Raw genomic sequence first — 25,143 nt, 5'->3', positions numbered from 1 at the left:
AGCGCCGTATTGCGCCCTCAGAGCGGCAGCGTGATCGGTGTACGGCGGACGATGCCGACGGACGTCCCGGTGGAGCGAGGTGGCCCCGGCGTGGCGCAGAGATTATTGGCGGCGGATACCTCACGCCGCGTCCATGTGTCGGGGGTGTCCGAACAAATCCAGTGATCTACGGGATGAGGCCCCGCCTCGATTGCCCGCAGACGAGAATGCCTGGTCGCTGGGCCGCTCAACGACGACCGCAAAGCTGTTGCCTCAGGGCCTTGCCACATCTGGGCGGCGATGTGCCGACCCGGATCGCATCACTGGCGATCCGGGCCTTTCCAACATCCGCATTGGGCCTGCGTGGCGCCCGGCTTGGTCCGGGCACAAGGCCTCGCCCAAGCAAGACGGCTGCTTACCGTTCCCGCAACGCTTCCTGCTTGTACCTCGCCAGCGGCGAGAGCAGGTAGCTGATGATCCTGCGCGTACCGGTCTTGATCTCGACCGTCACCGCCATGCCCGGACCGAGCTTGACGAGCTTGTCCTCCACTTGCATGTGTGTCCGGTCGAGTGAAACGCGCGCAGCATACTCCAGCTCCTGACCCTTCGGCTCGCTGCTGCTCGACGTGGCGCCCGACGGGTGGTCATTCGACCCCTGCGTCCGGTCGCGCGTAATGGCATCCGTCGATACGCTGAGCACGTCGCCGTGAAGCAGTCCGTAGCGCGTGAAGTTGAAGGTATCGATCTTGATCTCCGCCGCCTGCCCCGGATGGACGAATCCGATATCGCGGTTGGAGAGCATGGCCTCGATCTCGAGTTGGCTCTCGCTCGGAACCACCACTGCGAGCGCCTGAGCCGGGGTCACCACGCCGCCAACCGTATGAACGGCAAGCTGCTGCACGACCCCATCGACTGGCGCGGTCAGACGCTGGAGCTTCGTGCGCCGGTCCGCCTTGATCACCTCTTGCGCCGCGCTCGCAGCCTTCTGCTCGGCCTTCGCAAGTGCGTCATAGGTCGCGCGGCGATACTCTGCGCCAGCCTTCTCCTTTGTTTCCTTCAGTAACGCGATTGCCGCATCGGCTTCGCGCAGTCGGCTCTTCTGCAGCACAAGATCCTGCTGCATGGCGACCAGCTCCTGATACTCGGTTAGATAGACGACCTTGGAAGCCAGTGCCTTTTCGACGAGGCCCTTGCGGATATCGACCCTCTCCTGCAGCACGGGAATGGTAGCTTCCAGCTTGGCAACACTCGCCGATGTCGTCTCTCGTTCCGCCTCCTTCTGCCCCTGCTGCCGCTCGATTTCGGAAAGCTTGGCATTTTGCTCGGCGCGCTCGCTAATCAGGAACTGGCGATGCATCTCGATCTCTGCGGCGCTTGCGTTCTGCGGAGCACGGAAGGCAGCGAGCGGATCGGCTGTAAGTGCCGCCCGCAATCGCGCTGCGTCGAGTTCTGCCGCTAGCAGATCGCTCTTCTGACGCTCCTGGTCGGCCTCTGTCATCGTCGGGTCGAGCTCGATCAGAACGTCGCCGGCCTTCACGCTCTGGCCGTCGCGGACCTTGATGGCGCGGACCACACCCGTCTCGAACGGCTGGATCAGCTTGGTGCGGCCGCCGGGCACGATCTTGCCGGTCGCCGTGGCGACGATATCAACACTGCCGAGCGTCGCCCACAGCAGTGCGATGCAGAACATTGCGATGATGCTCGCTCCGATCGCACGCCCGATCGGTGACGGCGGCGACTCGGCGATTTCGAGCGCCGCCGGCAGAAATGCGAGCTCGTGCTCCCGGCGCCGAAGTTCGCGTCTCGGAAACGGGACGATGTTGCGACTAGCGGATGTCATGGATACCGGCCTGCAGGTAATGAAGATTGGCGTAACGGCCGTTGGTCTGGATCAGCTCATCATGGCTGCCGTCCTCGACGATGCGGCCATGCTCGAGCGTGATGATCCGGTCGGCATTACGTACAGTCGACAGCCGGTGAGCGATAACGATCACGGTCCGGCCGGCGGAAATCCGCCTCATGTTCTGCTGGATCGCGCGCTCACTTTCGTAGTCCAGCGCGCTGGTCGCCTCGTCGAAAATCAGGATGCGCGGGTCGGTGATCAGCGCGCGCGCGATTGCGATACGCTGGCGTTGTCCGCCAGACAGGCTGCTGCCGCGCTCGCCCACGATGGTGTCGTAACCCTCGGGCAGTTCCAGGATGAAGTCGTGCGCGCCGGCCAGCATTGCCGCTTCGATGACACGTTCCATCGACATGGTCGGATCGGTCAGTGCGATGTTGTCCCGGATCGTGCAGTTGAATAGCACGTTTTCCTGCAACACGACGCCGATCTGGCGCCGTAGCCAGCTCAGGTCGACCATTGCGAGGTCGACGCCATCGACCAGCACGCGTCCGCTCTCCGGAACATAGAGACGCTGGATCAGCTTGGTGACGGTGCTCTTGCCCGACCCCGACGAGCCGACGATGCCGATGACCTGGCCCGGCTCGATGCTGAACGACACGTCATGCAGCACCTCGGGGCCATCGATGCGATAGCGGAAAGTCGCATGTTCGAACCTCACCTGGCCGCGGATCGGCGGCAACGCAGCGCGGGACGGAGTGAAGCTCGGCTCCGGAATGGTGTTGAGGATGTCGCCGAGACGATCGATCGACAGGCGGGCCTGGTGGAAGTCCTGCCAGACCTGTGCAAGCCGAAGCACCGGCGTGCTGACGCGCGCGGCCAGCATGTTGAACGCGACGAGTTCGCCGACGGTCAGCTCCCCACCAATGACCAGCCGCGCGCCGAAGTAAAGGGTCGCGGCGATGACCAGCTTGTTGATCATCTGAACTGCCTGGCTCGCCGTGTTGTTCAGGCTGAGCACGCGGAAGCTTGCGGCGACATAGCCGGCGAGTTGCTCTTCCCAGCGGCGTTGCATCTGCGGCTCGACCGCCATGGCCTTCAAGGTCTCGACGCCGGTGACGCTTTCGACCAGGAAGGCCTGATTCTCGGAGCCGCGATTGAACTTCTCATCGAGGCGCGCGCGGAATAGCGGCGCGGCTCCCGCCGATATGCCGATGTAGAATGGGAAGGACGCGAGCACGATCCAGGTCAACGTCGTCGAGTAGTAGAACATCACCACAAGGAAGACGACCGTGAAAAGAAGGTCGATGACCAGCGTGAGCGCCGAACTCGTCAGGAACTGGCGGATATTCTCCAGCTCCCGGACGCGTGCCACCGAATCCCCGACGCGGCGCGTCTGGAAATAGGCGATCGGCAGCGCCATGAGGTGGCGAAACAGCCTGGCACCGAGCTCGACATCGATACGGTTTGTCGTATGCGCGAACAGATAGACACGCAGTGTCTCGAGAATGGCTTCGAACACAGTCAGCACGACAAGGCCGATGACCAGAACGTCGAGTGTGCTCATGCTTCGATGCACGAGCACCTTGTCGATGACCACCTGGAAGAACAACGGTGAGACAACGGCGAAGATCTGGAGGAAGAACGACGCCGCCAGCACCTCGCTGAGCAGGCGGCGATACTTTTGCATGGCGCCGACGAACCAGGCGATATCGAAGCGTCGCGCGAGATCGGTCAGGCTGGCGCGCCGGGCCATTAGAATAATGCCACCATCCCAGATGGCCTCGAGCTGGGCCTGGGAAAGTGTTTCGGGGCGCGGAGACAGCGGGCGCTGAACGAGAAGCTTGCCGTCGATGAGCTTGCCGAGAATCAGGAAGCTGCCGTCGCGCAGCAGTGCAATTCCCGGCAGCGGCGTGACTGCAAGCCTGTCCCAGCTGGTCCTCTGCACCCTTGCCTTGAGCCCGAATTCCTTGGCACAGCGCAGGATTTCAGTGACGCCGAGGCGCGCCGCGCCCACCCGGTGGTGGATTTGGGCGGGGTCGGCAGCAATTCCATGGCAACGCAGCAAGATCGCAAGCGCAATGAGCCCGGATTCGTCGACGTCGTCGGGAGCGGCGCTCGCAGCCGGGGACCCGATATCCGCGGCCTCGTTCGCAACATCGCCGGAAGCGGCAAAACGCGCCCGCATGTCGGGCGCCTTCGTCAACAAGGTGTCGCGGGCCTTGGTCAAGCCGTCGCGGACAAGCATCAGCAGGCCACCGGCGTGGCGCATCAGGCCGGCGCCCAGGCCAACTGCCCGGGCGCGGATGTCGGCAATCGCCTGACGTGCGCCGTGTGTGAGGCTCTGTGAGCCGGGCGAGATCAAGCCGCCATCCCAGATCGCCTCAAATTCCGCACGCGTCATCCGCCGCGGATGCGACGAGGTCGGGTGCAGCACAAGCGCTACCTGGTCCTCGATTTTTCCGAGAAGCAAGAATCCGCCGTCATGCAGCGAAGCGATTCCAGGCAGCTGGATGCCCGCCAGCCGCGGCCAATCCATTGTCGTCGCACGGACTTTGACCCCGAATTCGCGCGCGCAACGAAGCATTCCGCGGATGCCTATCCCATTGTCTCCGCAACGATCGCGGAGCTGATCGGGTTCAGTGTTCACGCCATGAAGGCGCAGGAACAGAGCCAGCGCTCGAAACCCTAGATCTGGAGTTGCGTGGGCATTTCCGTTCTGGATCGCCATTTCGTTACTCTACTCCTCGCGGCTACCGGCCGCGTTGGTGTTCCTTTTCATGCACATGGAATTCCAATGACGCCTATCCGAGGATACGCGACACACGCCTGCTCGCAGCCAAAACGGCGCAAGCAATCATCAAAGCATTAGGGCCTCGAACCGCGAGGAGGTTTCAGCGCGACGGGATACTTGAAAATCGCCCCCCCGATTGGCTGAGCGCGTTGGTTAACGAGCAAAAATGGCGAAAAAACTTTCGAATTGTGATTTATGCACACGCAAGTTGTGCCTGGAAACTGAGCTAAACTCAGACGTTCTACGCTCACAACGAAGTATCGAATCGGAATCAGCACGGGGATTTTCCGTCAAATAGCAGCGGCCGGCAATCCTCTGTTGTGGATTGGTTTCACCATGCCCCCGCGGCTGCCGACCGACCACTCTTGCGGCCCGCCGTCCAAGAAGCTGACGGTGCCGCACCCGGGCGCAAGGTGCCCGGGTGCGGCAGTACGTTAGTGGTGGGGCTTCGTCAGGAACGCGTTCTGCGCCCAGGCGGTGCCGTTCGAAACGGCTGCCGCGATCAGACCGCCGTCGACCCGACCAGAGCTACCCGCCAGATACTGGTTCAGCAGCGCGAAGCTATGGCTCGCCTGGGATCCTTTGGCCGTGTCGTAATTCGCCAAAGAGGTTGTCTGCGGCACGGTAGCTGCCAGCGTGCTGCTGCCCGACGCAAGGTGGTGGTGGTGGTGCAGCCCATGGTCCTGGTTTGCCGTGCTCCCTGAGGTTGCGGACGGACGAGGATCCGTGACGGTGATGGTCTGTGGCGTCGCCGACGTCACAGCGCCGGTAACCGGGTCGGTGGCGCTCGCGGTCAGGGTAAGAGTCGAGACCGGATGAGCATTGCCCCGGTAGTACGATGTCAGCGTCAATCCGCTGGCGACCTGCGCAGAACTCAGAGTGATGTTGCCTCCCCTGAACGTCGTGCCATCGCCGGTCGTGATCGTCTCATACTTCGGCAGCCCCTTGATGTTCAGGCTGACTTTGTCGTTGGGATCGGTCGTGGACAGCTTGGTCCCCAGGTCGACATGACCGCCTCTGCCGGCGACCCATAGCGAGCTGTCCGCGACGGAGAGCACCGGCGTAGTCACCGTCGGCGTCGACGGAGTTGTCGGCGTTGTCGGCGTGGTTGGCTGCGTCGGCATGATGGGCGTGTTCGAGATCTGAAGACCGGAGAATGTCTTCACCGCACCCGAGAGATTGGCGGCAAGCCCCCCAGAATCCGTGATGCTCGCGCCGTTCGCGAGATTGACGGCCGTGATGGCGAGCGCCGAGGTGTTCGTGTCAGTCGCCGCGACTTTCACCTGGAAGGTGAGCGTATTTGTCCCGGAGCCGCCAACATAGGTGGCGCTGGCACCATCGTTGAGCGACAGCGTCGGCGTACCCTTGACGGTCACGGCCTCGCTCAAGCCGAGCGTCAACGTGACGACATCGCCGACATGCTCGGTTCCGGTCCCCGGCGAAGCGGAGGCCTTCGTCACCGTCGGCGCAACGTTCGGGGTGGTGGGCGTGGTCGGTGTGGTCGGCTGCGTCGGGGCGGTCGCCGCCGCCCCTGTCAACAACGTCATGTTTCGGTAGTCGACCGCGACGGTCTCGGGCGCCGTCGACCGATAGACTCCGTATTCCCAGTTGGTGGCCTGCCCATAGCCCAAGGGGCCGCTATAATTCACGACCTGGGTCCCGTTGATCGAGACCTTCAAATACCCGCCACCGGTGTTCGAAACGTCGGCCTGTATTTGAATGTTGTTATACACGCCCGTCTGGATCGGATTGGGGTCAGTCCAGAGCGTGAGCATCTGCACATTGCCGGCCCCGTTGCTCGGGTCCTGACCCGGCTGGACATATCTGGCGACAACCTGCAGATGATCGCCGACAAGCTGGATCGCAAACGGCGGCGAGGTGCCCACGCCGCTCGAGTTATCATCATTGTGCATCTGTCCGACGATGAACCAGCCATCTGCGGTATTCGTAAATGACCCGTTGGGGCCATTTGCCTCCACCATGAACTGATAGTTCAAGTTGAGCGGAGTGCCGCCGGGAATGTTGCCCGCGCCTGACACTTCGGAGCGGTCGACAGACGAGTCATCGTACCAGGCATGATCACCCTGCTGGACTTGGAAGCGCAGAGTTTGCGGATCAGGATTGGTCAGGCTGTAGCTCGTGCTCGCATCCTGCACTCCGTAGACGTCGCCCCCGATCGAAAACCTCGTCATCGGTGTGGAAGAAAATGATGTGATTGTCCCAGTCGTATCCAATTCAGGCCTCCATGGGTCGCAGAGATGCTTTCTCTTTGACGCTTACAAGGGAATTTACGGCCGCGGCGCGAAGGCGCGCGACATACCACGCACTCGCAACGCCTACGCCACGAGCGGATTTCCGATGCATCGCAGCATCAACTGCGTGCACATTCCAATGCAGTGCGAATCGCCCATCCCCAACTGCTGGGTCGGTTGGTTAATGAGCGAGTATGGCAAAAAAATTATTTAACATGGCGATAGTTTGAAACTGCAAAACCGGCGGCACCAGCGGCATGTGCTTGTCGTTGCAGTCAAATTCAGCGTCATTGCAGAGGGGACCAAAAAAAGTTCTCCACTGATCTCGTCCATGTCGGCGAGCGCCATCGCGAACGCTGCAGGTCGCGTGGCAAGCAACGATCGAGTTCGAAAACACTGCCGATAACGGCGCACCGCGAACCGTGCCCACAGAGGCAATCAACTCGATCGGGCGCCGCGGGCAGGTTCTTTTGCGTCGCGGTGATCCTTCGCCCGTCCGCGCCGTATCGATAGCGGCGCGATCAGCGGTCCGATCGATATTCCTCGGCGCCGGCCGCATTGGCCACCGCCCCGGGATCCCCGAATGAGCGCTGACACCGGTTAGAGGTTGCGCGTGCAGTTTCGATCCGATGCGAAACACACTTCAGCTCTCCGGGTGCGACGCCCGCGAGGTTCAGCGCCGCATTTGGCTTGAGGGTCCGCTCATCGCCGGATGAAACTCAGTTCGCGTCTGCTTGCTGAGGCCACGCCGGAAAAGACAGAATTTTCGCTGGCATGCCGCCCTCGCAGAAAGCCCAAACATGGAACTTCAGCGGCCGGGCTCCCGCGATCCTGCTGGTTGAACACCAAACGTCGCGACGGAGCGTGATGCGCACCGTCCTCGCGAGCAAGTCGAGAGGGCATCATGACGCAATCTCCAAGGATTACTCCGCCTTTCCCATTGAGGGTCATCCGTGGCCACAGCAATGTCCGGACACAAGAAGCTGGCAGGGATCATGTGCGGGATTTTTGGCTGGGCACTTCGGGGAAAGTACCGGCAAGACTACGAGACTCTTGTCCGCCTCACCAACCTCATGAAGCACAGGGGCCCCGACGGCGCCGGCTACTGGCAAGGCGACACTGCCGGCGGGCACCATCAAGTCAGCTTGGGGCATAGGCGTCTCTCGATCATCGATCTCGAGCACGGAGCCCAGCCAATGTGGAGCGCTGATGGCTCGATCGGTCTCGTATTCAATGGAGAGATCTATAACTACATTGAGTTGCGCGAGGAACTCGTCTCTCTTGGACATGCTTTTCGCACGTCCTCCGATACGGAAGTGCTGATCGAAGCCTACCGGGCTTGGGGATTGGACTCGATCAGGCGTTTCCGTGGCATGTTCGCGTTCGGGCTATGGGATGCGAGGACCCAACAGCTTGTCCTGGCGCGCGACCCGTTCGGCAAGAAGCCGCTGTTCATAGCCGAGCACTCAGGACTTTTGTTCGCCTCGGAAATCGAGCCCCTGCTCAAGTTCCCGGGCATGAATTCCCAGATCGACCCGCATGCCGTCGGGCATTATCTCCTCAATCGATATGTCCCCGGTCCCAGGACATTCTTTCAAGCCGTGCGCAAGCTTCCCCCGGGCTGCCACCTGGTGTGGCGCGAAGGACGCACAAACATCACCCGGTATTTCATACCGCCGTTGGCAACGGCAGAGCCCGATATCACGGACTTCGGCGAGGCGGTCCGGTTGTTCAAGGCGACGTTCGATGATGCGGTGCGCATTCGCATGCGGAGTGACGTTGCGTTTGGAGCCTACTTGTCTGGCGGCATCGATTCGTCTGCGGTTGTGGCCGCCATGCTCCGCCATAGCTCTGAGCGCGTGCGCACGTTCTCAGTTGGCTTTCGTGAAGCCGGCTACTCCGAGCTCGATCACGCCCGCACCATAGCTCGTCAATTCGACACCAATCACGAGGAGATCGTGCTGGAGCCGCACGACTTCCTGAAAAGCTGGCCGACCGCTGTGCTGCGTCGTGGCGCCCCAGCGGCCGAACCGGCCGATATTCCAGTTATGATGCTGTCGCATATGGCGGCGAGCAAGGTGAAAATGGTCCTTACCGGAGAAGGAGCAGACGAACTTCTGGGCGGCTATCCCAAGCATCGAGCCGAGCTCTGGATCGAGCTTTACCAACGACTGGTTCCGCAGACCATTCATGATCGCATCATATCACCCGCAATGCGCGCACTCCCGTATGATATGCGTCGCGCCAAGATCGTGACTACTGCAGCCGGCGAGCGGGATTGGCCGAGCCGGATGCAACTCTGGTTTGGCGGAGTTTCCCTTAACGAACGGGATCGCATTATCGGACGCCCCCTGCCGGTAACGCCGCCGGATTCCCATCCGTTCTCGATAGCCGTCGGGTCGAATGTCCGGCGCACGCTGTTCTTCGATCAGACGTCGTGGTTACCCGACAACCTCCTTGAACGTGCGGACCGAATGATGATGGCAGGTTCAATTGAGGGCAGGATGCCATTCATGGACACCAGTCTCGCCAAGCTTGTGGCGCGGTTTCCGGACAATTTCCTGGTCGGTCGGAGCGGCGGCAAGTCTGTATTGCGAGCGGCGATGCAGCACATTCTTCCACCGGGAATTCTGACGCGCAAGAAAATCGGATTTCGCGTGCCGATCGAGGAGTGGTTTCGCGGTCCCCATCGCGAATTTATCTCCGATTTGCTGGTTTGCGACGGTGCGCGCGTGGGATCCTTCTGCGACAGGGATGTCTTGCGGCAGCTAGTCAACGAGCATCTCGCCCGCCGTCAAAACCACGAAAAGGTGCTTTGGTCTCTGGCCAACCTGGAGTTGTTCTTGCGAGCCTTCAAGCCGTCGAGTCTGGAAACTCTGGCGAGGCATTCCGTTCCGGAACCGATTTGAACGCCCAAGGCGACGACTGGGGCTTGGCCAGACGCGAGCGAACGACGTGGGGAGCATCACACGTTGCCCTGGAGGTGGCTCAACCGAAGTGACTATCACTACTCATCTGGCAGAACTCCAATCGCACGTCATGTTGCCAGGAATGAGATCGAACGACCAAACGATCAATCGACCATATCGCTCGTGGTCGCGCCTTGCCATGTCGCGCGCGACCCCTTGCGCGCCACTTTCCGATAAAGGCAGAGATATGCATCGCACATCGCATCCAGCGAGAATGCCGTTTCAACGCGCCGACGTCCTGCGGCACCAAAACGATCGGCGAGTTCAGCATTGTCGAGCAGCTTGAGCACGCGATCGGTCAAGGCGCCGGCGTCATGGCTCGGCACAAGAAATCCGGTCTGGCCCTCCAGAACCAATTCAGAAGTGCCGCCATCGTCTGTTGCCACAACTGGCTTACCCAATGCCATGTACTCGGTTATCGCGTTGGAAATACCCTCCCCGTGCAAATGGCTATTGGTGGTGAGAACGCCGACAGTGAAGAGATTGGCAATGCTCTCTATGTCGTTCCGGCGCCCCAGAAGCTTTATGCGCGGCGAATGTTCAGTCGGGATGCTGTCGCGCACCTGCTCCAGCGTTCCACCGCTACCGATAGCCAAAAAAGTGACGTCGTCCCTTAGACGGCAGATGCCGCATGCCATCTCAACGAACGTTTCATAGTCCTTTCTCGGCGTAAAGTTGGCGACCATCCCGACAATGTGGGGCGTCACCATCCCCAGATTGCTGCGAAGCTCGGTCTTATCCTTTAGGTTCGAGACCCTTTCAGGACTGAACCCGTTGTAGATGCAAAGACCTTTGCGCTCGGGAATACCGTAGGCAGCCAGGCCCGCATGCGAGTTGGCAACGACAACGTCCGAAAACGGGATCGTCAGCTTGCCTCTCAAGTACCCCTCAGTCCACAGCGTCATATGCGCGGGCGCATCCCGCACGAACCCATTTACGAAAGCCGTACCGCACACTTTCGCAACCGGCGCTGCATAGATGGAGCACATCGAGCCCCACGAGTGGATGATGTCTATTTTCAGGTCGGTGACCAGTTCGTACAGGCTCTTGAAAAGGCGCAAATCCTTTCTGCCTCTGCGATTGAGCTGAATGACTTGCGCGTGTTCGCGGTCAATTTCGAGGCGAACCTCGTCCTTGTCCATAACAGCGACGAATGACCTTATGTCACTGTGAGCGGCAAGCCCTTTCAGCAATTCGACGATTTGTCGTTCCTTTCCTCCCGGGCCAAGACGTTCGATAACGTGCAATATGCGCATCTCAACGCCCTCCCGAGTGACCTGATTCAGTCCACCTCGCAGTGAGTGGTTCGGCCTTACATTCAACGTTGGGACCCCAACAGCATGTGAGCGGCCGATTGAATGCCGCTGATGCGCGCCTCGAATCTGGCTGTCGTATCGAATGGCCCCCCAACGCCGATACGAGGAAGCGCAAAATGATCCGATTTGAGATCAGACAGTTGCCCATGCCGGGTTGTCACTGCGGTTGAAAAGCCGATGTCCTTTGCAAGGCCCGCTTCCCTGGGGCCGCATGCTTTGGAGTCACCGTAAGGATAAGCAAAGTGCTGAACCGGAAGCTGCAGCAACTGCTCCAGATAGCGGCGGTTATCTGCCATTTCGGCTCGTGCGGTCTCACTATCAAGGCACGATAAGGCGGCATGCGAGTCGGTGTGCCCGCCGATTGACACGAGAGGATGCCGCGCCAAGCCTTGAAGCTCGCGCTCATCCATAAAGTATGCCTCATTCAAGGCCGACAATGACAAACCTGCCTTGTTGAACGTTGGAGCAAGCGTTGCGATCCGGTGATAATCCTGATGAACCCACTCAGTTACCTCGTTCAAGCCCGCCATCTTTTCGCGCAGCCGGGGGCAGTGAAATCGCCTGTCCATTGCATCGATCGTTACCGTGTCGCCAGAGCGAAACATTTCGCGCAAACCCAGCCACCACGCCTGCAATGTCCGCTTGGGAGCGCCTGTGGGAACGTAGATCGTGAACGGAGCGTTGTATCGCTCGAGGATTGGAAGCGCGGTCGCGACATTGTCCCGGTAGCCGTCGTCAAAGGTAAGCGTCGCATAGCGGCCGCCCGTCCTGGAATCCGACGCCAATCGCTCGAGAGATGTCGCCAGACTCACAATCTCCCAGCCTTCTTGCCGCAGCCAATTGAGCGAGTATTCAAAGAGGCCGACTGAAGTCCCGGTCATCAATTCCGAGCGGCCATCCTGCTGGATCTCATGGAACATCAGGATAGCCGCCCGGCCAGCAAGGATCTTGCGGACGGCCGGCATCAGGCCAGACCAACGGGCAATTTCGATTACGCTGTTCGTGAGGAGCTGCTTCACTCTAGCTCACCGTAAGAACCATGACCGCACGCCTCCGCCGGCCGAAGCGATGATCCCGGCGACGACGTTTTCTCCACGAAGCGCATTGCTATCGTCCGCTCCGTAGCAAACGCCTGCCTACCGCACTTGCCCTGAAGTTCGACAGGGCATCGGCATATACTCCGACGATTCTTTCCACGGTGAGCGCCTGGTCGTATCTCGCCACTGCCGCCCGCCCCTGAAACTCGCCGTTCAGCGACCAATCAAAGGCCTCTCGAAGGCTGCGCGCAATCGTGCCGGCGTCCGGCGGACATATCCACGTCCCCGCGATGCCATTTAGCTGTTCACGGACGTCGCCGACATTGGTCGACACCACCGGAAGATTGCACGCGAGAGCTTCCTTGATGGAGGTCGGTGACCCCTCATAATCCGAGCTGAGAAGCAGGGCGTTTGCCGCGCTGTAATACCAGGGCATATCCTCGTTCGGCACATTGGTGACCGTCATCAACTGCGCGTCGACGCCCTCCTGCACCAGCCGGTCGACTGACGCTCTGGCCAGATCATATCGCTTCTCAGGGCGTGTCGGATCAAATGGAAACAGAACGACGAATTTATCGTTGGGCCATTGCAGCCGCGCTCGCGCTTCGTAGCGGTCGTACGGCCTGAATACGTCGAGGTTGACCCCACAGGGAATCACGGTTCCGGGAATCCACTTCCGCATCTCCTCTGACACGACGATAACGGCATCGGCGAAATGCGATACAAGCCGCGTCGACAGCCTTTCAAGGATATTCCCAAGTACATCGGTCCCGTGCAGCGTGATGACGAGCGGCGCCCGCAACCGAAACATGGCAGGATAGGCCGAATATCCGTAGTGCGCATGGACGATGTCGTATGTCGTCACGCCAGTCATTCGCATCACATCAAAGGTGCCCTTCAGATAGTTCAGCTTCGACTGGGACCCGACAATATTGATCACGTCGACCGTATGGCCCAACCGACGCAGCTGCTCTACCTGCTGGTACACGAAGGCTCCGGACCCTGGTCGCTCCGGGCTCGGATACATATTGGTGACACAGAGGATTCTCACGATTACTCCCTTGAGGCTTCGGCAGTGCCGCCGGCCCCGTTGAGCTTTCGTCGAACTTCCGCGGGGACGCCCGTCACGAGCGTATTGTCAGGCACGTCCTTCGTCACCACCGCGCCGGCGCCGACGATAGCGCCAATACCGATTCTGACACCCGGCAGGAGGTTGGCTCCCACGCCGATCGCCGCGCCGCGCGCGATAGTGGGCCCGAGCATCGGCGAGCCATCGTAGCCGTTCCGGCCGATCGCGTTGTCGTTCGAAGTGCCGACGCAGCCCGATATGAACACGTCGTCCTCGATCGTCATATTGCCGGCCAGCCAGGTATGATCCTGCACACGAACGCGATCGCCAATACGCGTATTGTAATTGACCGTAACGTAACGTCCGACAACCGTCTTCGAGCCGATCCGCGATTGTTCACGGATCGAGGCGCCATCACCGATCAAGGTCCCCGCGCCGAGCGAGACGTCGTAGAAAATGACCGCATGCGGTCCGATTGAACAATCGGCACCGATATCGATCCATGCCTCAAAATGCGGAGCCCGCGACAACGCGCCGGCCCCCTTGGGCACCTTCCCGATATAGGCTCCCGGGAAGATCTCGACGTTGTCCCCTATTCTCGCGCCACTCTCGATCACGACATGCGGGTGAATGACCACTCTGTTGCCGATCGTGACACCTGACCGCACCACGGCGAACTCAGCGATCGTCACGTCCGCACCGATCGCCTCGGTCTCGACCACCGCCCGTGCACTAATTCGGTTCATCGTCACACCTTCCCGCCGTCGGCGTGCATCGCGACGGGCTTCCGCTGCGGTTCCTGGTGGGTTTCGCGCTCCGCAACAGCACGCACAATCGCGGCGATACCGCGCACCTGATCGCGCGTGAGCTCCGGGAACATGGGAAGTGACAATGATCGAGCGGCCATCGCTTCGCAGCACGGCAAATCGCCCTGCTTGTAGCCGAGATAGGCGAATGCAGGCTGGAGATGCAACGGCAACGGATAGTGGATTCCGCTCGCCACGCCGACCTCGTCGAGCCTCTTACGCATTGCGTCCCGCTCGTTCGTGGTGATCACGTACAAATGGTAGACGTGCGTGGATCCCGTTCGGACGAAAGGCGTCTTGATGCCCGAGTGTCCTAACTCCGCGGTGTACCACTCCGCGGCACGCCGCCGATGGTCGTTCCACTCATCCAGGCGTCGGAGCTTGACTTGAAGAACTGCGGCCTGGAGAGCATCGAGCCTGCTGTTGAACCCGACCTCGGCGTGGTTGTAATGGGTGGTTCGACCGTGGTCGCGCAACCGTTCGATCCGCTCGGCGATCGCTGCACTGTTGGTGGTGACCGCTCCTCCATCGCCATATGCACCGAGGTTCTTCCCCGGATAAAACGAAAAGCAGGCTACGTCGCCGAGCGCCCCGGTTCGGATCCCCTGATACTCCGCTCCATGCGCCTGGGCCGCGTCTTCAATCACGAAGAGGCCGCGCCGTCGTGCGATGTCCTTGATTGGGCCCATGTCAGCCGGCTGACCAAAGAGGTGGACCGCAACGATCGCCTTCGTGCGGCTTGTCAGCGCCCGCTCGATCATCCTCGGATCGATCGTGTGGGTATCGGGATCGATATCGACGAATACCGGCTGCGCTCCCGCCGCTACGATCGCCGCGGCCGTGGCGATGAAAGTATGGGCGGTTGTAATCACCTCGTCACCATGGCCAACACCCAACGCCCGCAGCGCCAGATGAATCGCGTCCGTGCCGCTCGCCACACCGCGCGCATAGGGCACCTGGCAATAGGCAGCAAAATCTCTTTCGAACGAAGCAACTGCCTCGCCGCCGATGAACTGCGTGGATTCGAGAACGCCTCGAATCGCCTCGGCCACCTCATCCTTTAGCGTCGCATATTGTGCCTTGAGATCTACGAATGGAATTTTCATTTTTTCAAACCTCACCAGATTCCATGTCCATTGCCCGAGAACCTCATCGAGCACCGTGGCCCCGCAGCACCGCGGGAACCGTTAGGGCAATCAGCTTCAGGTCGGTCCACAAGGTCCAGTTCATTGCATATTCGACGTCCATCTCGAGCATCGCGTCCGGGCCCAGGCGACCACGGCCGCGAACCTGACAAAGTCCGGTGATGCCAGGCTTCACGATGTGACGTTGATGATGCCAGTCGCGAAAGTACTCGAGTTCATAAGGTATCGCGGGCCGCGGACCGACGATGCTCATTTCGCCTCGCAATACGTTGAGCAGTTGCGGCAGCTCGTCGATACTGGTTCTCCGCAGCACCCGCCCCACGCGCGTCACGCGAGGATCATCTGTCAGCTTGTATGGGGCATCAGGGTCGTTCGAGAGAACCTCCTTCGCCCAAACCCTGCGAATAGCGTCGCGATGGACGTTCTCGTCGGCCTTGTGACGAAGCGTCCGGAACTTGAAGCAATTGAATGGCTTCTCGTATCGTCCGACCCGGCGTTGGCAAAAGAACGCCGGCCCGGGACTGTCGAGGCGGATCGCGACCCACACCGCGACAAGGAACGGGGCCAGCAAGAGCATCGCGGAGACGCTCACAGCGATGTCAAGCACCCGCTTAACGGATTCCCGCGGGCTCGCCTTCCATCGCAAGGCTTCATCTAACGACAATTTCGGCAGCCCCCGCCGACGCGTTCCGCCGCAGAAACGCCGGTTGACGTGTTCCGTTGCCACGGTGCTCCTGGTTGAGCCGCAGACAGTCCGATGCAGCTTCGAGCGCTTCGACGACGCGCAGGCCATGCGCACCGTTCGCAACGGGCTGCGTCCCGGTCTTGATTGCGTTGACGAAGTCGAGCAACTCGAGCTTCAGCGGCTCGCTGCTGGATATCGCGGGGATATGAACATCGCCATGATGATAGGCCGACTGGAAGTCGGCGTATGAATCGCCGTTGATCCGCGGCCTGAAGCGCTTCTGGTAAACGCGAACCTTCTCGGAGGGCTCCACGTCGTCGAACACCAGCATCGCATCGCTGCCGACGACCGTGATCTGGCGCACCTTGACGGGGTCCAACCATGAAACATGCACATGGGCGGTCGGCCCGCTCTTGAAGCCCAACTTGGCGTAAACGACATCCTCGACATCTGGCAGAACGTGCGCGCAACCCCACGCGCCGATGTTGTGCGCAACCTCCTCAAGCAGGAAGAAGATGATCGAGAGGTCATGCGGCGCCAAGTCCCACAGGACATTGGCATCGGGCCGGTAGAGACCAAGATTCAGGCGCCGCGAATCGATGTAGTAGAGCTCGCCGAGAGAGCCGCTTCGGATCATCTGGCGCATGACACCCACCGCCGGATGGTACTCGAACGTGTGCCCGACCATCAGCACGCGCTTCCGTTCTTCGGCGATCGCGATCAGTTCGCGGCAATGCGCGCTCGTCATGGACAACGGCTTCTCGACGAGCGCGTGCTTTCCGGCCTGGAGCGCTGCCCGCGCCAGCTCAAAGTGCGTCACGGCGGGGGTGGCGATAATCACCCCGTCGACGGACGAGCTATTCAGGATCGCATCGAAATCACGCGAAACAGCGACAGAGGGATACTGTGATTTGACATATTCGAGTCTGTCAGACCGCATGTCGGCGGCCATCGACACTCTTGCGCCGATATCGTGGCCAACACGAATGTGCTTTGCGCCCCAATAGCCGCAACCGATGACGGCGAGCGATGGACCGGCTTTTGCGGTCTCAATTTCCCCGCCACCGGTCTTGTTCTGAGTATCAACTAAGCCAGGAACGAATTTGGAATGTAATTGTTTCGACATGTTTGCCACAATCACGCCAGAGGAAAGCAATGGTGAAATATCAGTATCCTCACGAGCACGGTTATCTCGCCATGTTGGCTCCCTAATTGAAGGCCTTAGCGTGCGTCGAATTAGGATAGCCGGTTGGGCACGCGCGCCGCGGTAGAACACGGATTATGGTTCACGCCCATCGGGGGTACCCCCGCCCTTGCGTGGGGAACCCAGGAGCTTCGCACGCAGTGCAGTGGCCGGACCTGGTGCGTCCAAGAGCTGGGCACCATGTTGGAATCAATCACTTTTTTGCTTGCAATATTGGTCGGCACGTCCGGACGGACAACAGTACGCGGTCGTCTCCGCATCACACCCCCGCGAATGCCTCACGTCGGCAATTCGTTTGCGGCAACCCGACGCGTCGCATGGTGCCCGACGCAGCGCTCTCGCAGAATGTTAGTGCCGCCAATCTAGGTTCACGCCGGCCGCGGGATTCACAAATCCCTGACTGCGAAAGGCCTGATCTGATCTCGATAAGCCCGCGGTATCGCATACCGCAGATTAGTTCGGCGGGGACCACCATTGCGCAGCCGTCCTATAGTGGAAACATCGCCATCTTTCGGATAGGATTCCCCAAAAGAGGCGCACAAGCGCGAGGTCACGAACAATCTGCAGGAGGCCTGGTGGCCTTACCAACAGATGAGGCACAACCCACGGATGAAACGCCAACGCCATGGCCAAAGGCACTTCGATCGCACTCCTGCTCCGCGGTAACGCTCCATCGACCAATGATCGCAACCTGACCGAAATTCTTGATCTCTTCGAAATTCCCTGGACTGCGCTGACAGTCGACCAAGCGCGCGGGGATAACATAGCCGCGCCAACAGCAGGTCATCAGCAATTCTCCGTCCTGACCTCCGCGGCCTGTCTCGCCGAAGTGTTACAGTGCAACAAGACTGAGGCGCTTCCGACATGGTTGGCGGCAGCCACTTCAATTTTCGTCTATGGATTTCAAGTAACCGACCCCTGCAAGGCCGTCCTGCGCCAGATCACCGGAGATCCCGAGGCGGAAATCCGCGGCTCTGGTCAGTGCCCGACGACCGTATCAGTCACCGATTCTTTTCCCGAAATGTGCGGCCCGATGTCGGGACTGCAAATCCAACTGGAGCGGGGCGCCGATACCACACTCGCCGTCCGCAATAGCAACCTCCAGAGCATCGTCGGAGTGCGCGAGGGGCATCTGTTCGCCGAGTTCACTTATTCCGGTGTCCGCTTTTTTGCTGACTCGTCGCTGACGATCGTGGACGTTCGCGAACGCGCAGCAAGCTACTTTGATGTGAAGAAGGGTTTCGCCGGCGCAGTGCCGGTCGTGATGTATCTGAAGTGGGCGTTCCGCGACGTTTGCTTGACGAGCGTTGAAACAAGCGCTTGCCTGATCATTGACGATCCACCCTTGTGGCCGCGGTACGGTCTCCTCGATTTTGATGACCTGTTGCAGCTTGCGGACAAGCTGACATTCGCAACGACCATTGCCTTCATTCCGTGGAACTGGAGACGAACAAACCGCGGCACTGTTGCCGCCTTCCGAGAAAGCAGCGGGAAATTGTCCGTCTGCGTACACGGCTGCGATCACACAGGAGGTGAGTTCGCAGCCCGCTCGCCTGAGCTGCTCGACAGAAAGCTGAAAACCGCCAGAACGCGGATGCAGGCCCTTCGCCAGAACACCGCGCTTGACCACGAAAACGTGATGGTTTTCCCGCAAGGGGCATTCTCGCCGGAGGCCGCCTCGGCGCTCAAGCGAAATGGCTTCATCGCGGCCGTCAACACCGAGGTCGCACCAGCCAATGATGCGCTGAACGAAACGACACTCGCCGATCTCTGGAGTGTCGCCATTGTCCGGTATGGGAGCTTCCCGATCTTTACCCGGCGATACATTGACCACGGCATCGAAAACTTCGCGTTTGACGGACTCCTGGGCAAGCCGTGCTTCATTGCCGGACATCACGACCTTCTCCGCGGCCACGGTAGCGACCTGGCCGCATTTCTCCGGCAGCTCGCATCCTTGCGCTGGAAACTCTGCTGGCGACCTCTCGAGGACGCCGTTCGCCGCAGCTACGGCATTCGATCCGACGGCGAAACAATCCTGGTAAGGATGCTTGCCGAGCGGCTTCTCTTCGAGAACGGCGGGCCCACGACGCGACGGATTTGCGTCATGAAGCGCGAACCGCAGATCGCTTCCCTAAAGGGCGTTGAAGTCAACCAAGGCCTCAGCGCGTACGAATACACGGACGGACATGTTCGAGTGATGGTCGATGTCCCGCCGGGCGGCGCGGCGGATATACGGTGCATCTATCGCGAACAGTTGCATGGTTCGCCCGCCTCGGAATCGATCCGATACCGGTTCGGGGTGGCCATCCGGCGATATCTATCGGAACTTCGTGACAATTACGGTCACCTGCTTCGTTCTCGCGCGTAGCCGCAGACGAAACAAAGCGACGCGATCAAGCCGCTTCGGCCCGGACACATTGCCTCTATCGTGAAGCTACGAGCGTGGGTGGCCTCCCGCCGCTCGCCCCTCCAACTTGTCCGCCTCTCGGCGGCGGCTACCACGCGCTTCCAAAGGCGGCTGAAGTGGACACCGGTCTCGAGCATTCGATCTCTTGCTTCTAGCGCCGCTTAAGTCCGCCTTCGCCGGCCAAAACCGGAATAGGTAGCCCGAAAAAGTTCAGGCTCCGCAAGCCTGAACGAATACAATCGGGCTGCACTTTGGAAGGCGTTGCGGACGCGTAGCGCTCCCTCAGAGGGCCTGCCCGAAGACCATCTCTGAATGAAGCCGTCGACCTTGCAGACAACCCCTAACTAGCCGCCAGTGTTGCCGGCGCAACCTGATGCGCGTGATGGATTGAGATGAAAATAGCGGTGTTCGGACTCGGTTACGTAGGCATGACGGCAGCGGCTTGCCTGGCAAGGCAAGGGCACGAAGTCATCGGCGTCGACATCAGCGATGAGAAAGTCGCGATCGTCAATGCGGGGAAATCTCCAATCACGGAACCCGGCCTCGATCAACTTGTCGAATCCGCTGTCCGAAAGCGCCTGCTGAGCGCAACGAAGGACGCGAGCGGGCATCTCGACGGCTGCGCGTTGGCAATAGTGTGCGTGGGAACACCCAGCGCCCCGGACGGATCTCACAACATGAGCTTCGTCGCTGAAGTTTCCCATCAGATCGCGGACCTGATCGGCCCCACCCGCACGGCAGCGTTAACTGTGGTGTTTCGCTCCACGATGCGACCCGGCACCATCGAGGATCTGGTTCTCCCGATTTTCGAAAGCGCATTGAACGGCAGGATGGAGCTCGTCGACGTCGTCTATAATCCCGAGTTCTTGCGCGAGTCGGTAGCGATCGAAGACTTCTTCAATCCGCCGAAGATCGTGGTCGGAACAAAGGACGGGGAACGGTGCCCGGTCCTTGACGAGTTGAACGCGAGCATCGCGGTCCCCGTCTTCTACACCACCTATCGTACGGCGGAGATGACCAAATTCGTCGACAACTCGTTCCACGCAGTAAAGATTGCCTTTGCCAACGAAGTCGGTCGCGTTTGCGACAAGCTCGGCATCAGCGCGACAACCGTGCACAAGATCTTCGTTTCCGACACTAAGCTCAACATTTCACCCTACTATTTGAGGCCAGGCGGCGCATTCGGCGGCTCCTGCCTGCCCAAGGACGTTCGTGCGCTCCAATACATCGCAAGCGATGTCGGCGCGCATACCTGGCTCGTGGATTCGGTGCTCAGATCGAACGACGAGCACAAGAATTTCCTGTTTGAGAATTGCCTGAAAGCAGTCCCGCCCGGCGGACGGGTACTTATGTTGGGACTTGCCTTCAAGGAGAACAGCGACGATCTTCGCGAAAGTCCCAACATCGACCTGGCTCGCAAATTCCTCCGCTTGCACATCGGCCTGTCGATCTACGATCCGCACGTCGAGCCGTCGAAACTGCTGGGGCAGAACCTTGGCTATGCGTTCGCCAATTTGCCCGCCCTTCGCAAGTTGCTGATCGCAAAGTCCGCCGCCGAATCGGAGCTATTCGACCTCGTCATCGATACCCGAGGGTGGGCGAAGCAAATGGCGCTGAACGCAAAACGGGTAATTGATGTCAACACTCTCTCATGACGACACCGTTGCGCGCAAATCCGAACATGCGGGCGTTGGCTCGGTTCGTGGCCGGGTCCTGATTATCGTCGAGAATCTTCCAGTCCCGTTCGACGGCCGGGTGTGGTCGGAAGCGACCACATTGGCGCGGCATGGCTACGAGGTGTCCGTGATCTGTCCCAAGGGACCGGGCGCAACGGCCTCATTTGAGATGCTCGAGGGAATAGCAGTCTATCGCCATTGGATGCCCGCGGAAGGTCGCGGGGTGCTGGGTTATGCAATAGAGTACAGCGTGGCGCTGTTCTGGGAATTCGTGTTGAGCGTGAAAGTTCTGGCAACGCGCGGATTTGACGTGATCCATGCCTGCAATCCGCCCGATCTCATTTTCTTAATCGGTGCGTTTCACAAATTTCTGTTCGGGAAGTCTTTTGTCTTCGATCAGCACGACGTCAATCCGGAGCTCTACGAGGCGAAATTCGGACGTCGCGGCCTTCTTTGGCGCGTCATGGTTCTGCTTGAACGCGTCACATTCGCGTTGTCGGACGTATCGATTGCGACCAACCAGTCGTATCGCGCTATTGCGATTGAACGGGGCCGAATGCGCCCGGATCGCGTGTTCGTTGTGCGCTCCGCTCCGAATGTGTCCCGCGTTCGCTCACTTCCACCAGACCCCTCCTGGAAGAAGGGACGAAAGTATCTTGTCGGATATGTCGGTCTTATCGCGCGACAGGAGGGGCTCGACCTGTTGCTGGATTCAATCAAGCACATCCGCAGCACACGGAACCGCAATGATATCCAGTTCGTGATCGTCGGAGGCGGACGGGAATTGGAGGACCTCAAGAAGCTTGCGATGGCGCTCGAACTGGATGACGTGGTCACATTCACCGGCCGTGTCGATGACGACACCCTATTCACCATTCTGTCGACGGCGGACGTCTGCGTAAATCCGGATCGCCCCAGTTCGATGAACGACAAATCGACGATGCACAAGATCATGGAGTACATGACGCTGGGCAAGCCCATCGTCCAATTCGACCTCACGGAAGGCCGCTTTTCGGCGGGAGATGCATCGTTGTATGTGCCGAATGCGGATACCGCCGAGTTCGGCGATAGAATACTGGAGCTTTTGGAAGATCCGGCGAGGCGCGAAGCTATGGGCGCATTCGGCCAGAAGAGAATCAATGGCGAACTCGCCTGGCATCATGCATCGACGAAGCTTTTGGCGGCCTATGATAAGGTATTCAAGCTAAGGGATAAATGAGCACGGGAACCTCTTCTTTTGCATGTCGGCAGACGCTTGGTTCCCGTTGCAGAAAACCCATCAGCGCAGACCATCAGACTGCGGCAGACCCGGCCATTGACCGTAGGCCATGCGCTGCCAGTTCATGGCTGATCCCAAGCGGCTCAACGTTGCACGCCTAATCCGCCAATCGAGAACGCCAGGCGGATCATCGCGCACTGAACAAAAGCCCAGCGGCAGATCGTTTTGCTTCATCGCGGCCGCATCCATCGGACCAGGGAAGCGGTGCCGCCGGCGACGTTGCGCACCGTGGGTCACGGTCGCTCCGACGATACAGGCGTTAACGACCCGGTCGTTATCATCAAGTTTCGGTAATTGACGGCAACGGTCTCGGGTGCCGCCGACCGATAGATTCCGAATTCCCAGTTGGTGCCGACCCCAAAGCCCAGCGGCCCGCTGTAATTCACGACCGGTGCCGCATCGATCCAGACTTTCAGGTAGCCGGTCGTGTCGTTCGAGAATTGGGCCTGCATTTTCACGTCGTGATACTTGCCGGTCGCGATCGGGTTGGGGTCGGTCCAGAGTGTCTTGGTGACGACGAAGCCTGCGCCGTTGCTCGGGTTCTTGCCCGGCGGGCAGTAGCGCACGAGCACCTGCAGGTGATCGCCCTGCATGTTCAGCGCGACCGGAGGCGAGGTTCCGACGCCCGAGGCGTCATCGTCGTTGTGCCACTGTCCGACGATGAACCAACCGGTCGCGCTGTTGACGAGCGCCCCGTTGCTGCCGTTCGCCTCCACCATGAGCTGGTAGCTGAGCGTGATGGGCGTGGCGGCGGGATAGGTCACCGTGGAATTGATCTCGGAACGATCCACGGACGAGCTGTCGTACCACGCATGGTCGCCCTTGCGGACCTCGAAGCGCAGGGTTTGGGGGTCGGGATTGGTTAGACTATAGCCCTGGTCTGCGACGTGAACGCCGTAGCTAACGTCGCCGATCCGAAAGCGGGTTCGCGGCTTGCCGGAGAATGAGTTGATCGACGAAACAGCCGTTCTGCTGGTTGCTGTATTCCCATCGGTGCCACCAGCATTGTAGGTCTCGGCGGATGGGCCCTCCGCCAACAGCGTTCTCTGATCACCTGCATTGGCAATGCTCGATGTCGATCCATTGGAAGTTTCCGCCACGCTCCCAGCCAGCGCGAAGATGAGGGGTAAAACTACTCTCATTGCCATCCTTGTTCGGTCCCGCGACCGTCGCAAAATGCGCAGTCACACCAAGGGTAACCCATTCAAATCTCGATGCAATTTATCGAGGGGCTCAATCGAGGGAAAATAAGGACTACCGCCAGGGATCAGCTCCGAATGATGCATGATCAATTGCATCGCGGCGCAGAGCCTTGCGGCCGGCGTGTCTGCCTCGCCGGCGGATCACGCTACCAGAGCGTCGATGGCGGTGGTGCCGAGGGGACCCTTGTCTCGCTTGTTGACGCCGGGCGCAAAATCAACGGGCGGATCCGATTAAGCGCCTCACCACGCGCGTCCCGCGCTGCTCATCGCCGGTCTCGATGGACAACGAGCGAGCGGCTCAGTGCATAACAGTTGCACCCGAGTGCCTCGACCGGGCCACAAGGGGCATCAAAGCCGCCATCAACTCGTGGGTCTTCACCATCGGGGAGTGATTTGCCTTGACATAGATCTGGCATCGCCGACTGAGTGCGTTGTATTCACCCGCGTCCATGTTCCAAATCTCACTGACAAATCTTGAAAGCGCCAACTCGTCTTCAACTGAAGCGCCGAGAACATGACGTTCGACAATCGCATCCGGATCAACGTGCCGGCGCGTCACGATGGGTGCGCCGACCGCCAGCGCCTCCAGAAATGCATTTGAGAAGCCCTCGAAGTCCGACGTACAGAGAAGCATTGTCGCTTCCGATAGAAATTTCTGAACGTCCGCCCGCCGCACATAGCCGACCAATTCCACGTTTGGCAGCTGACGCAAGCCATTCAAGGCGTCCATCGTCGATTGATCGGTATTGGGCGACGTCATCCCCGCCACGCGAAACTTGACGGCCGGCAATGCCTGGGCAATCCGGAAAAGCATGGGCAGATTCTTCGGATAGCGGAAGACACCGAGCCAGGCAACGTATCCGCGTTCTGCGCGCGGCAAAGGAGCGGCCGCGTCCTCTGCTATCGCAAACGGATTATGAAGGACGTGGATTGGCTTGTCCGGAAAAAGCGCTGCCAACTTTCCGCGTTGATACTCATTCTGACAAAGAAACCCGGCGGTGCGATGCCGAGCCCACGAATAGGATATCCATTCATGGGATGGCAGAAGAGCTTTGCATCGCTCATCGACATCTATGTCACTCACAACGCGATAGACGAATGGAACCTTCAGCTGATCGGCGACGAACGCCATGATGGCGGTGTGTATTCCACATACTCCCTGGATCAGAATATCCGGGCGATAGCTGCGGGCGGCCGCCAACACTTTCGGAATGTACGAATAGAAATACTTCGCCACCCGAATACCACGAGCGGGATCGTAGGTCTCTATGAGTTTGATTTGCTGTCCCGAACCTACGTGCTCCAGCGCGCCCTTCCAGGTGAGAACAGCGGTTTCGTGACCGGCGTTCTCAAGCGCACGAAGCCACACTGCGAGCTCGATCGCCCACCCGCCGATCGGGTAGTTCTCATCTTTCATCAGATAAGGGATGGAAAAATCCATCGAGAGAATACGCACCCGACACCTCGTGCCTAATAGGACCGC

17 protein-coding genes are annotated in these 25,143 nt (G+C 59.8%); 4 read left to right on the top strand and 13 right to left on the bottom strand.

All coding sequences use genetic code 11. The features are described 5' to 3' along the window. Positions 1 to 394: 394 nt before the first annotated feature. The 3 genes from H8B02_RS02900 to H8B02_RS02890 all read right to left on the bottom strand — a co-directional run bounded on the left by H8B02_RS02900 (position 395) and on the right by H8B02_RS02890 (position 6,847). A complete protein-coding gene (locus H8B02_RS02900; protein ID WP_229164776.1) occupies positions 395 to 1,819 on the bottom strand; it encodes an HlyD family type I secretion periplasmic adaptor subunit in 1,425 nt (474 codons plus the stop codon). Further along, positions 1,806 to 4,550, bottom strand: a complete 2,745-nt coding sequence (locus tag H8B02_RS02895; protein ID WP_229164775.1) for a type I secretion system permease/ATPase — start codon at positions 4,548 to 4,550, stop codon at positions 1,806 to 1,808. Before H8B02_RS02895 ends, H8B02_RS02900 begins: the two co-directional genes overlap by 14 nt. A 497-nt stretch (positions 4,551 to 5,047) precedes the next feature. After that, entirely contained in the window at positions 5,048 to 6,847 is a 1,800-nt protein-coding gene (locus tag H8B02_RS02890) for a heparin lyase I family protein (RefSeq protein ID WP_229164774.1), read from the bottom strand. A 971-nt stretch (positions 6,848 to 7,818) separates the two neighbouring features. Here H8B02_RS02890 and asnB point away from each other — a divergent pair. Then, positions 7,819 to 9,774: an asparagine synthase (glutamine-hydrolyzing) gene (asnB, locus tag H8B02_RS02885; protein ID WP_229164773.1), complete on the top strand. Its 1,956-nt coding sequence runs from the start codon at positions 7,819 to 7,821 to the stop codon at positions 9,772 to 9,774. A gap of 164 nt (positions 9,775 to 9,938) precedes the next feature. Here the strand turns inward: asnB and H8B02_RS02880 are convergent, their stop codons facing one another. The 7 genes from H8B02_RS02880 to H8B02_RS02845 all read right to left on the bottom strand — a co-directional run bounded on the left by H8B02_RS02880 (position 9,939) and on the right by H8B02_RS02845 (position 17,018). Continuing rightward, on the bottom strand, positions 9,939 to 11,090 hold the full coding sequence (locus H8B02_RS02880; RefSeq protein WP_229164772.1) for a glycosyltransferase: 1,152 nt from the start codon (positions 11,088 to 11,090) through the stop codon (positions 9,939 to 9,941). Between the two features lie 62 nt (positions 11,091 to 11,152). Then, positions 11,153 to 12,169: a polysaccharide deacetylase family protein gene (locus H8B02_RS02875; protein ID WP_229164771.1), complete on the bottom strand. Its 1,017-nt coding sequence runs from the start codon at positions 12,167 to 12,169 to the stop codon at positions 11,153 to 11,155. 88 nt (positions 12,170 to 12,257) lie between these two features. Then, on the bottom strand, positions 12,258 to 13,214 hold the full coding sequence (locus tag H8B02_RS48375; RefSeq protein ID WP_229164797.1) for a glycosyltransferase: 957 nt from the start codon (positions 13,212 to 13,214) through the stop codon (positions 12,258 to 12,260). A gap of 26 nt (positions 13,215 to 13,240) precedes the next feature. Next, positions 13,241 to 13,978 carry an acyltransferase gene (locus tag H8B02_RS47915; protein WP_312000590.1) on the bottom strand — a complete coding sequence of 246 codons (738 nt, stop codon included), beginning with the start codon at positions 13,976 to 13,978 and terminating at the stop codon, positions 13,241 to 13,243. 26 nt (positions 13,979 to 14,004) lie between these two features. Continuing rightward, the gene (locus H8B02_RS02855) at positions 14,005 to 15,168 is read right to left on the bottom strand and encodes a DegT/DnrJ/EryC1/StrS family aminotransferase (RefSeq protein ID WP_229164796.1); all 1,164 of its coding nucleotides are present in this window, start codon (positions 15,166 to 15,168) and stop codon (positions 14,005 to 14,007) included. Positions 15,169 to 15,211: 43 nt separating this feature from the next. Then, positions 15,212 to 15,853 carry a sugar transferase gene (locus H8B02_RS02850; RefSeq protein WP_283842123.1) on the bottom strand — a complete coding sequence of 214 codons (642 nt, stop codon included), beginning with the start codon at positions 15,851 to 15,853 and terminating at the stop codon, positions 15,212 to 15,214. A 4-nt stretch (positions 15,854 to 15,857) separates the two neighbouring features. Continuing rightward, entirely contained in the window at positions 15,858 to 17,018 is a 1,161-nt protein-coding gene (locus H8B02_RS02845) for a Gfo/Idh/MocA family protein (RefSeq protein ID WP_229164769.1), read from the bottom strand. A gap of 703 nt (positions 17,019 to 17,721) precedes the next feature. Here H8B02_RS02845 and H8B02_RS02840 point away from each other — a divergent pair. The 3 genes from H8B02_RS02840 to H8B02_RS02830 all read left to right on the top strand — a co-directional run bounded on the left by H8B02_RS02840 (position 17,722) and on the right by H8B02_RS02830 (position 22,398). Further along, a complete protein-coding gene (locus H8B02_RS02840) occupies positions 17,722 to 19,464 on the top strand; it encodes a hypothetical protein (RefSeq protein WP_229164768.1) in 1,743 nt (580 codons plus the stop codon). 431 nt (positions 19,465 to 19,895) lie between these two features. Next, positions 19,896 to 21,158, top strand: coding sequence for a nucleotide sugar dehydrogenase (locus tag H8B02_RS02835; RefSeq protein ID WP_229164767.1), 1,263 nt, complete (start codon positions 19,896 to 19,898; stop codon positions 21,156 to 21,158). Then, positions 21,139 to 22,398 carry a glycosyltransferase family 4 protein gene (locus H8B02_RS02830; protein ID WP_229164766.1) on the top strand — a complete coding sequence of 420 codons (1,260 nt, stop codon included), beginning with the start codon at positions 21,139 to 21,141 and terminating at the stop codon, positions 22,396 to 22,398. Before H8B02_RS02835 ends, H8B02_RS02830 begins: the two co-directional genes overlap by 20 nt. A gap of 60 nt (positions 22,399 to 22,458) precedes the next feature. Here the strand turns inward: H8B02_RS02830 and H8B02_RS02825 are convergent, their stop codons facing one another. The 3 genes from H8B02_RS02825 to H8B02_RS47910 all read right to left on the bottom strand — a co-directional run bounded on the left by H8B02_RS02825 (position 22,459) and on the right by H8B02_RS47910 (position 25,116). Beyond that, positions 22,459 to 22,632: a hypothetical protein gene (locus H8B02_RS02825; protein ID WP_229164765.1), complete on the bottom strand. Its 174-nt coding sequence runs from the start codon at positions 22,630 to 22,632 to the stop codon at positions 22,459 to 22,461. 59 nt (positions 22,633 to 22,691) lie between these two features. Next, the gene (locus tag H8B02_RS02820) at positions 22,692 to 23,558 is read right to left on the bottom strand and encodes a heparin lyase I family protein (protein ID WP_229164764.1); all 867 of its coding nucleotides are present in this window, start codon (positions 23,556 to 23,558) and stop codon (positions 22,692 to 22,694) included. Positions 23,559 to 23,958: 400 nt separating this feature from the next. Further along, positions 23,959 to 25,116, bottom strand: a complete 1,158-nt coding sequence (locus tag H8B02_RS47910; protein ID WP_229164763.1) for a glycosyltransferase family 4 protein — start codon at positions 25,114 to 25,116, stop codon at positions 23,959 to 23,961. Positions 25,117 to 25,143: the final 27 nt, after the last annotated feature.

The organism is Bradyrhizobium altum (assembly GCF_020889705.1).
Lineage (GTDB): Bacteria > Pseudomonadota > Alphaproteobacteria > Rhizobiales > Xanthobacteraceae > Bradyrhizobium > Bradyrhizobium altum.
The sequence above is the reverse complement of the archived record's forward strand: the minus strand, read 5'-3'. Positions and strand labels throughout refer to the sequence as shown.

What these genes read in the sequence shown, in the direction of transcription:
- H8B02_RS02900 (WP_229164776.1), bottom strand. Translation starts at nt 1,819, where the DNA reads ATGACATCCGCTAGTCGCAACATCGTCCCGTTTCCGAGACGCGAACTT.
- H8B02_RS02895 (WP_229164775.1), bottom strand. Translation starts at nt 4,550, where the DNA reads ATGGCGATCCAGAACGGAAATGCCCACGCAACTCCAGATCTAGGGTTT.
- H8B02_RS02880 (WP_229164772.1), bottom strand. Translation starts at nt 11,090, where the DNA reads ATGCGCATATTGCACGTTATCGAACGTCTTGGCCCGGGAGGAAAGGAA.
- H8B02_RS48375 (WP_229164797.1), bottom strand. Translation starts at nt 13,214, where the DNA reads ATGTATCCGAGCCCGGAGCGACCAGGGTCCGGAGCCTTCGTGTACCAG.
- H8B02_RS02855 (WP_229164796.1), bottom strand. Translation starts at nt 15,168, where the DNA reads ATGAAAATTCCATTCGTAGATCTCAAGGCACAATATGCGACGCTAAAG.
- H8B02_RS02845 (WP_229164769.1), bottom strand. Translation starts at nt 17,018, where the DNA reads ATGTCGAAACAATTACATTCCAAATTCGTTCCTGGCTTAGTTGATACT.
- H8B02_RS02840 (WP_229164768.1), top strand. Translation starts at nt 17,722, where the DNA reads ATGGCCAAAGGCACTTCGATCGCACTCCTGCTCCGCGGTAACGCTCCA.
- H8B02_RS02835 (WP_229164767.1), top strand. Translation starts at nt 19,896, where the DNA reads ATGAAAATAGCGGTGTTCGGACTCGGTTACGTAGGCATGACGGCAGCG.
- H8B02_RS02830 (WP_229164766.1), top strand. Translation starts at nt 21,139, where the DNA reads ATGTCAACACTCTCTCATGACGACACCGTTGCGCGCAAATCCGAACAT.
- H8B02_RS02825 (WP_229164765.1), bottom strand. Translation starts at nt 22,632, where the DNA reads ATGAAGCAAAACGATCTGCCGCTGGGCTTTTGTTCAGTGCGCGATGAT.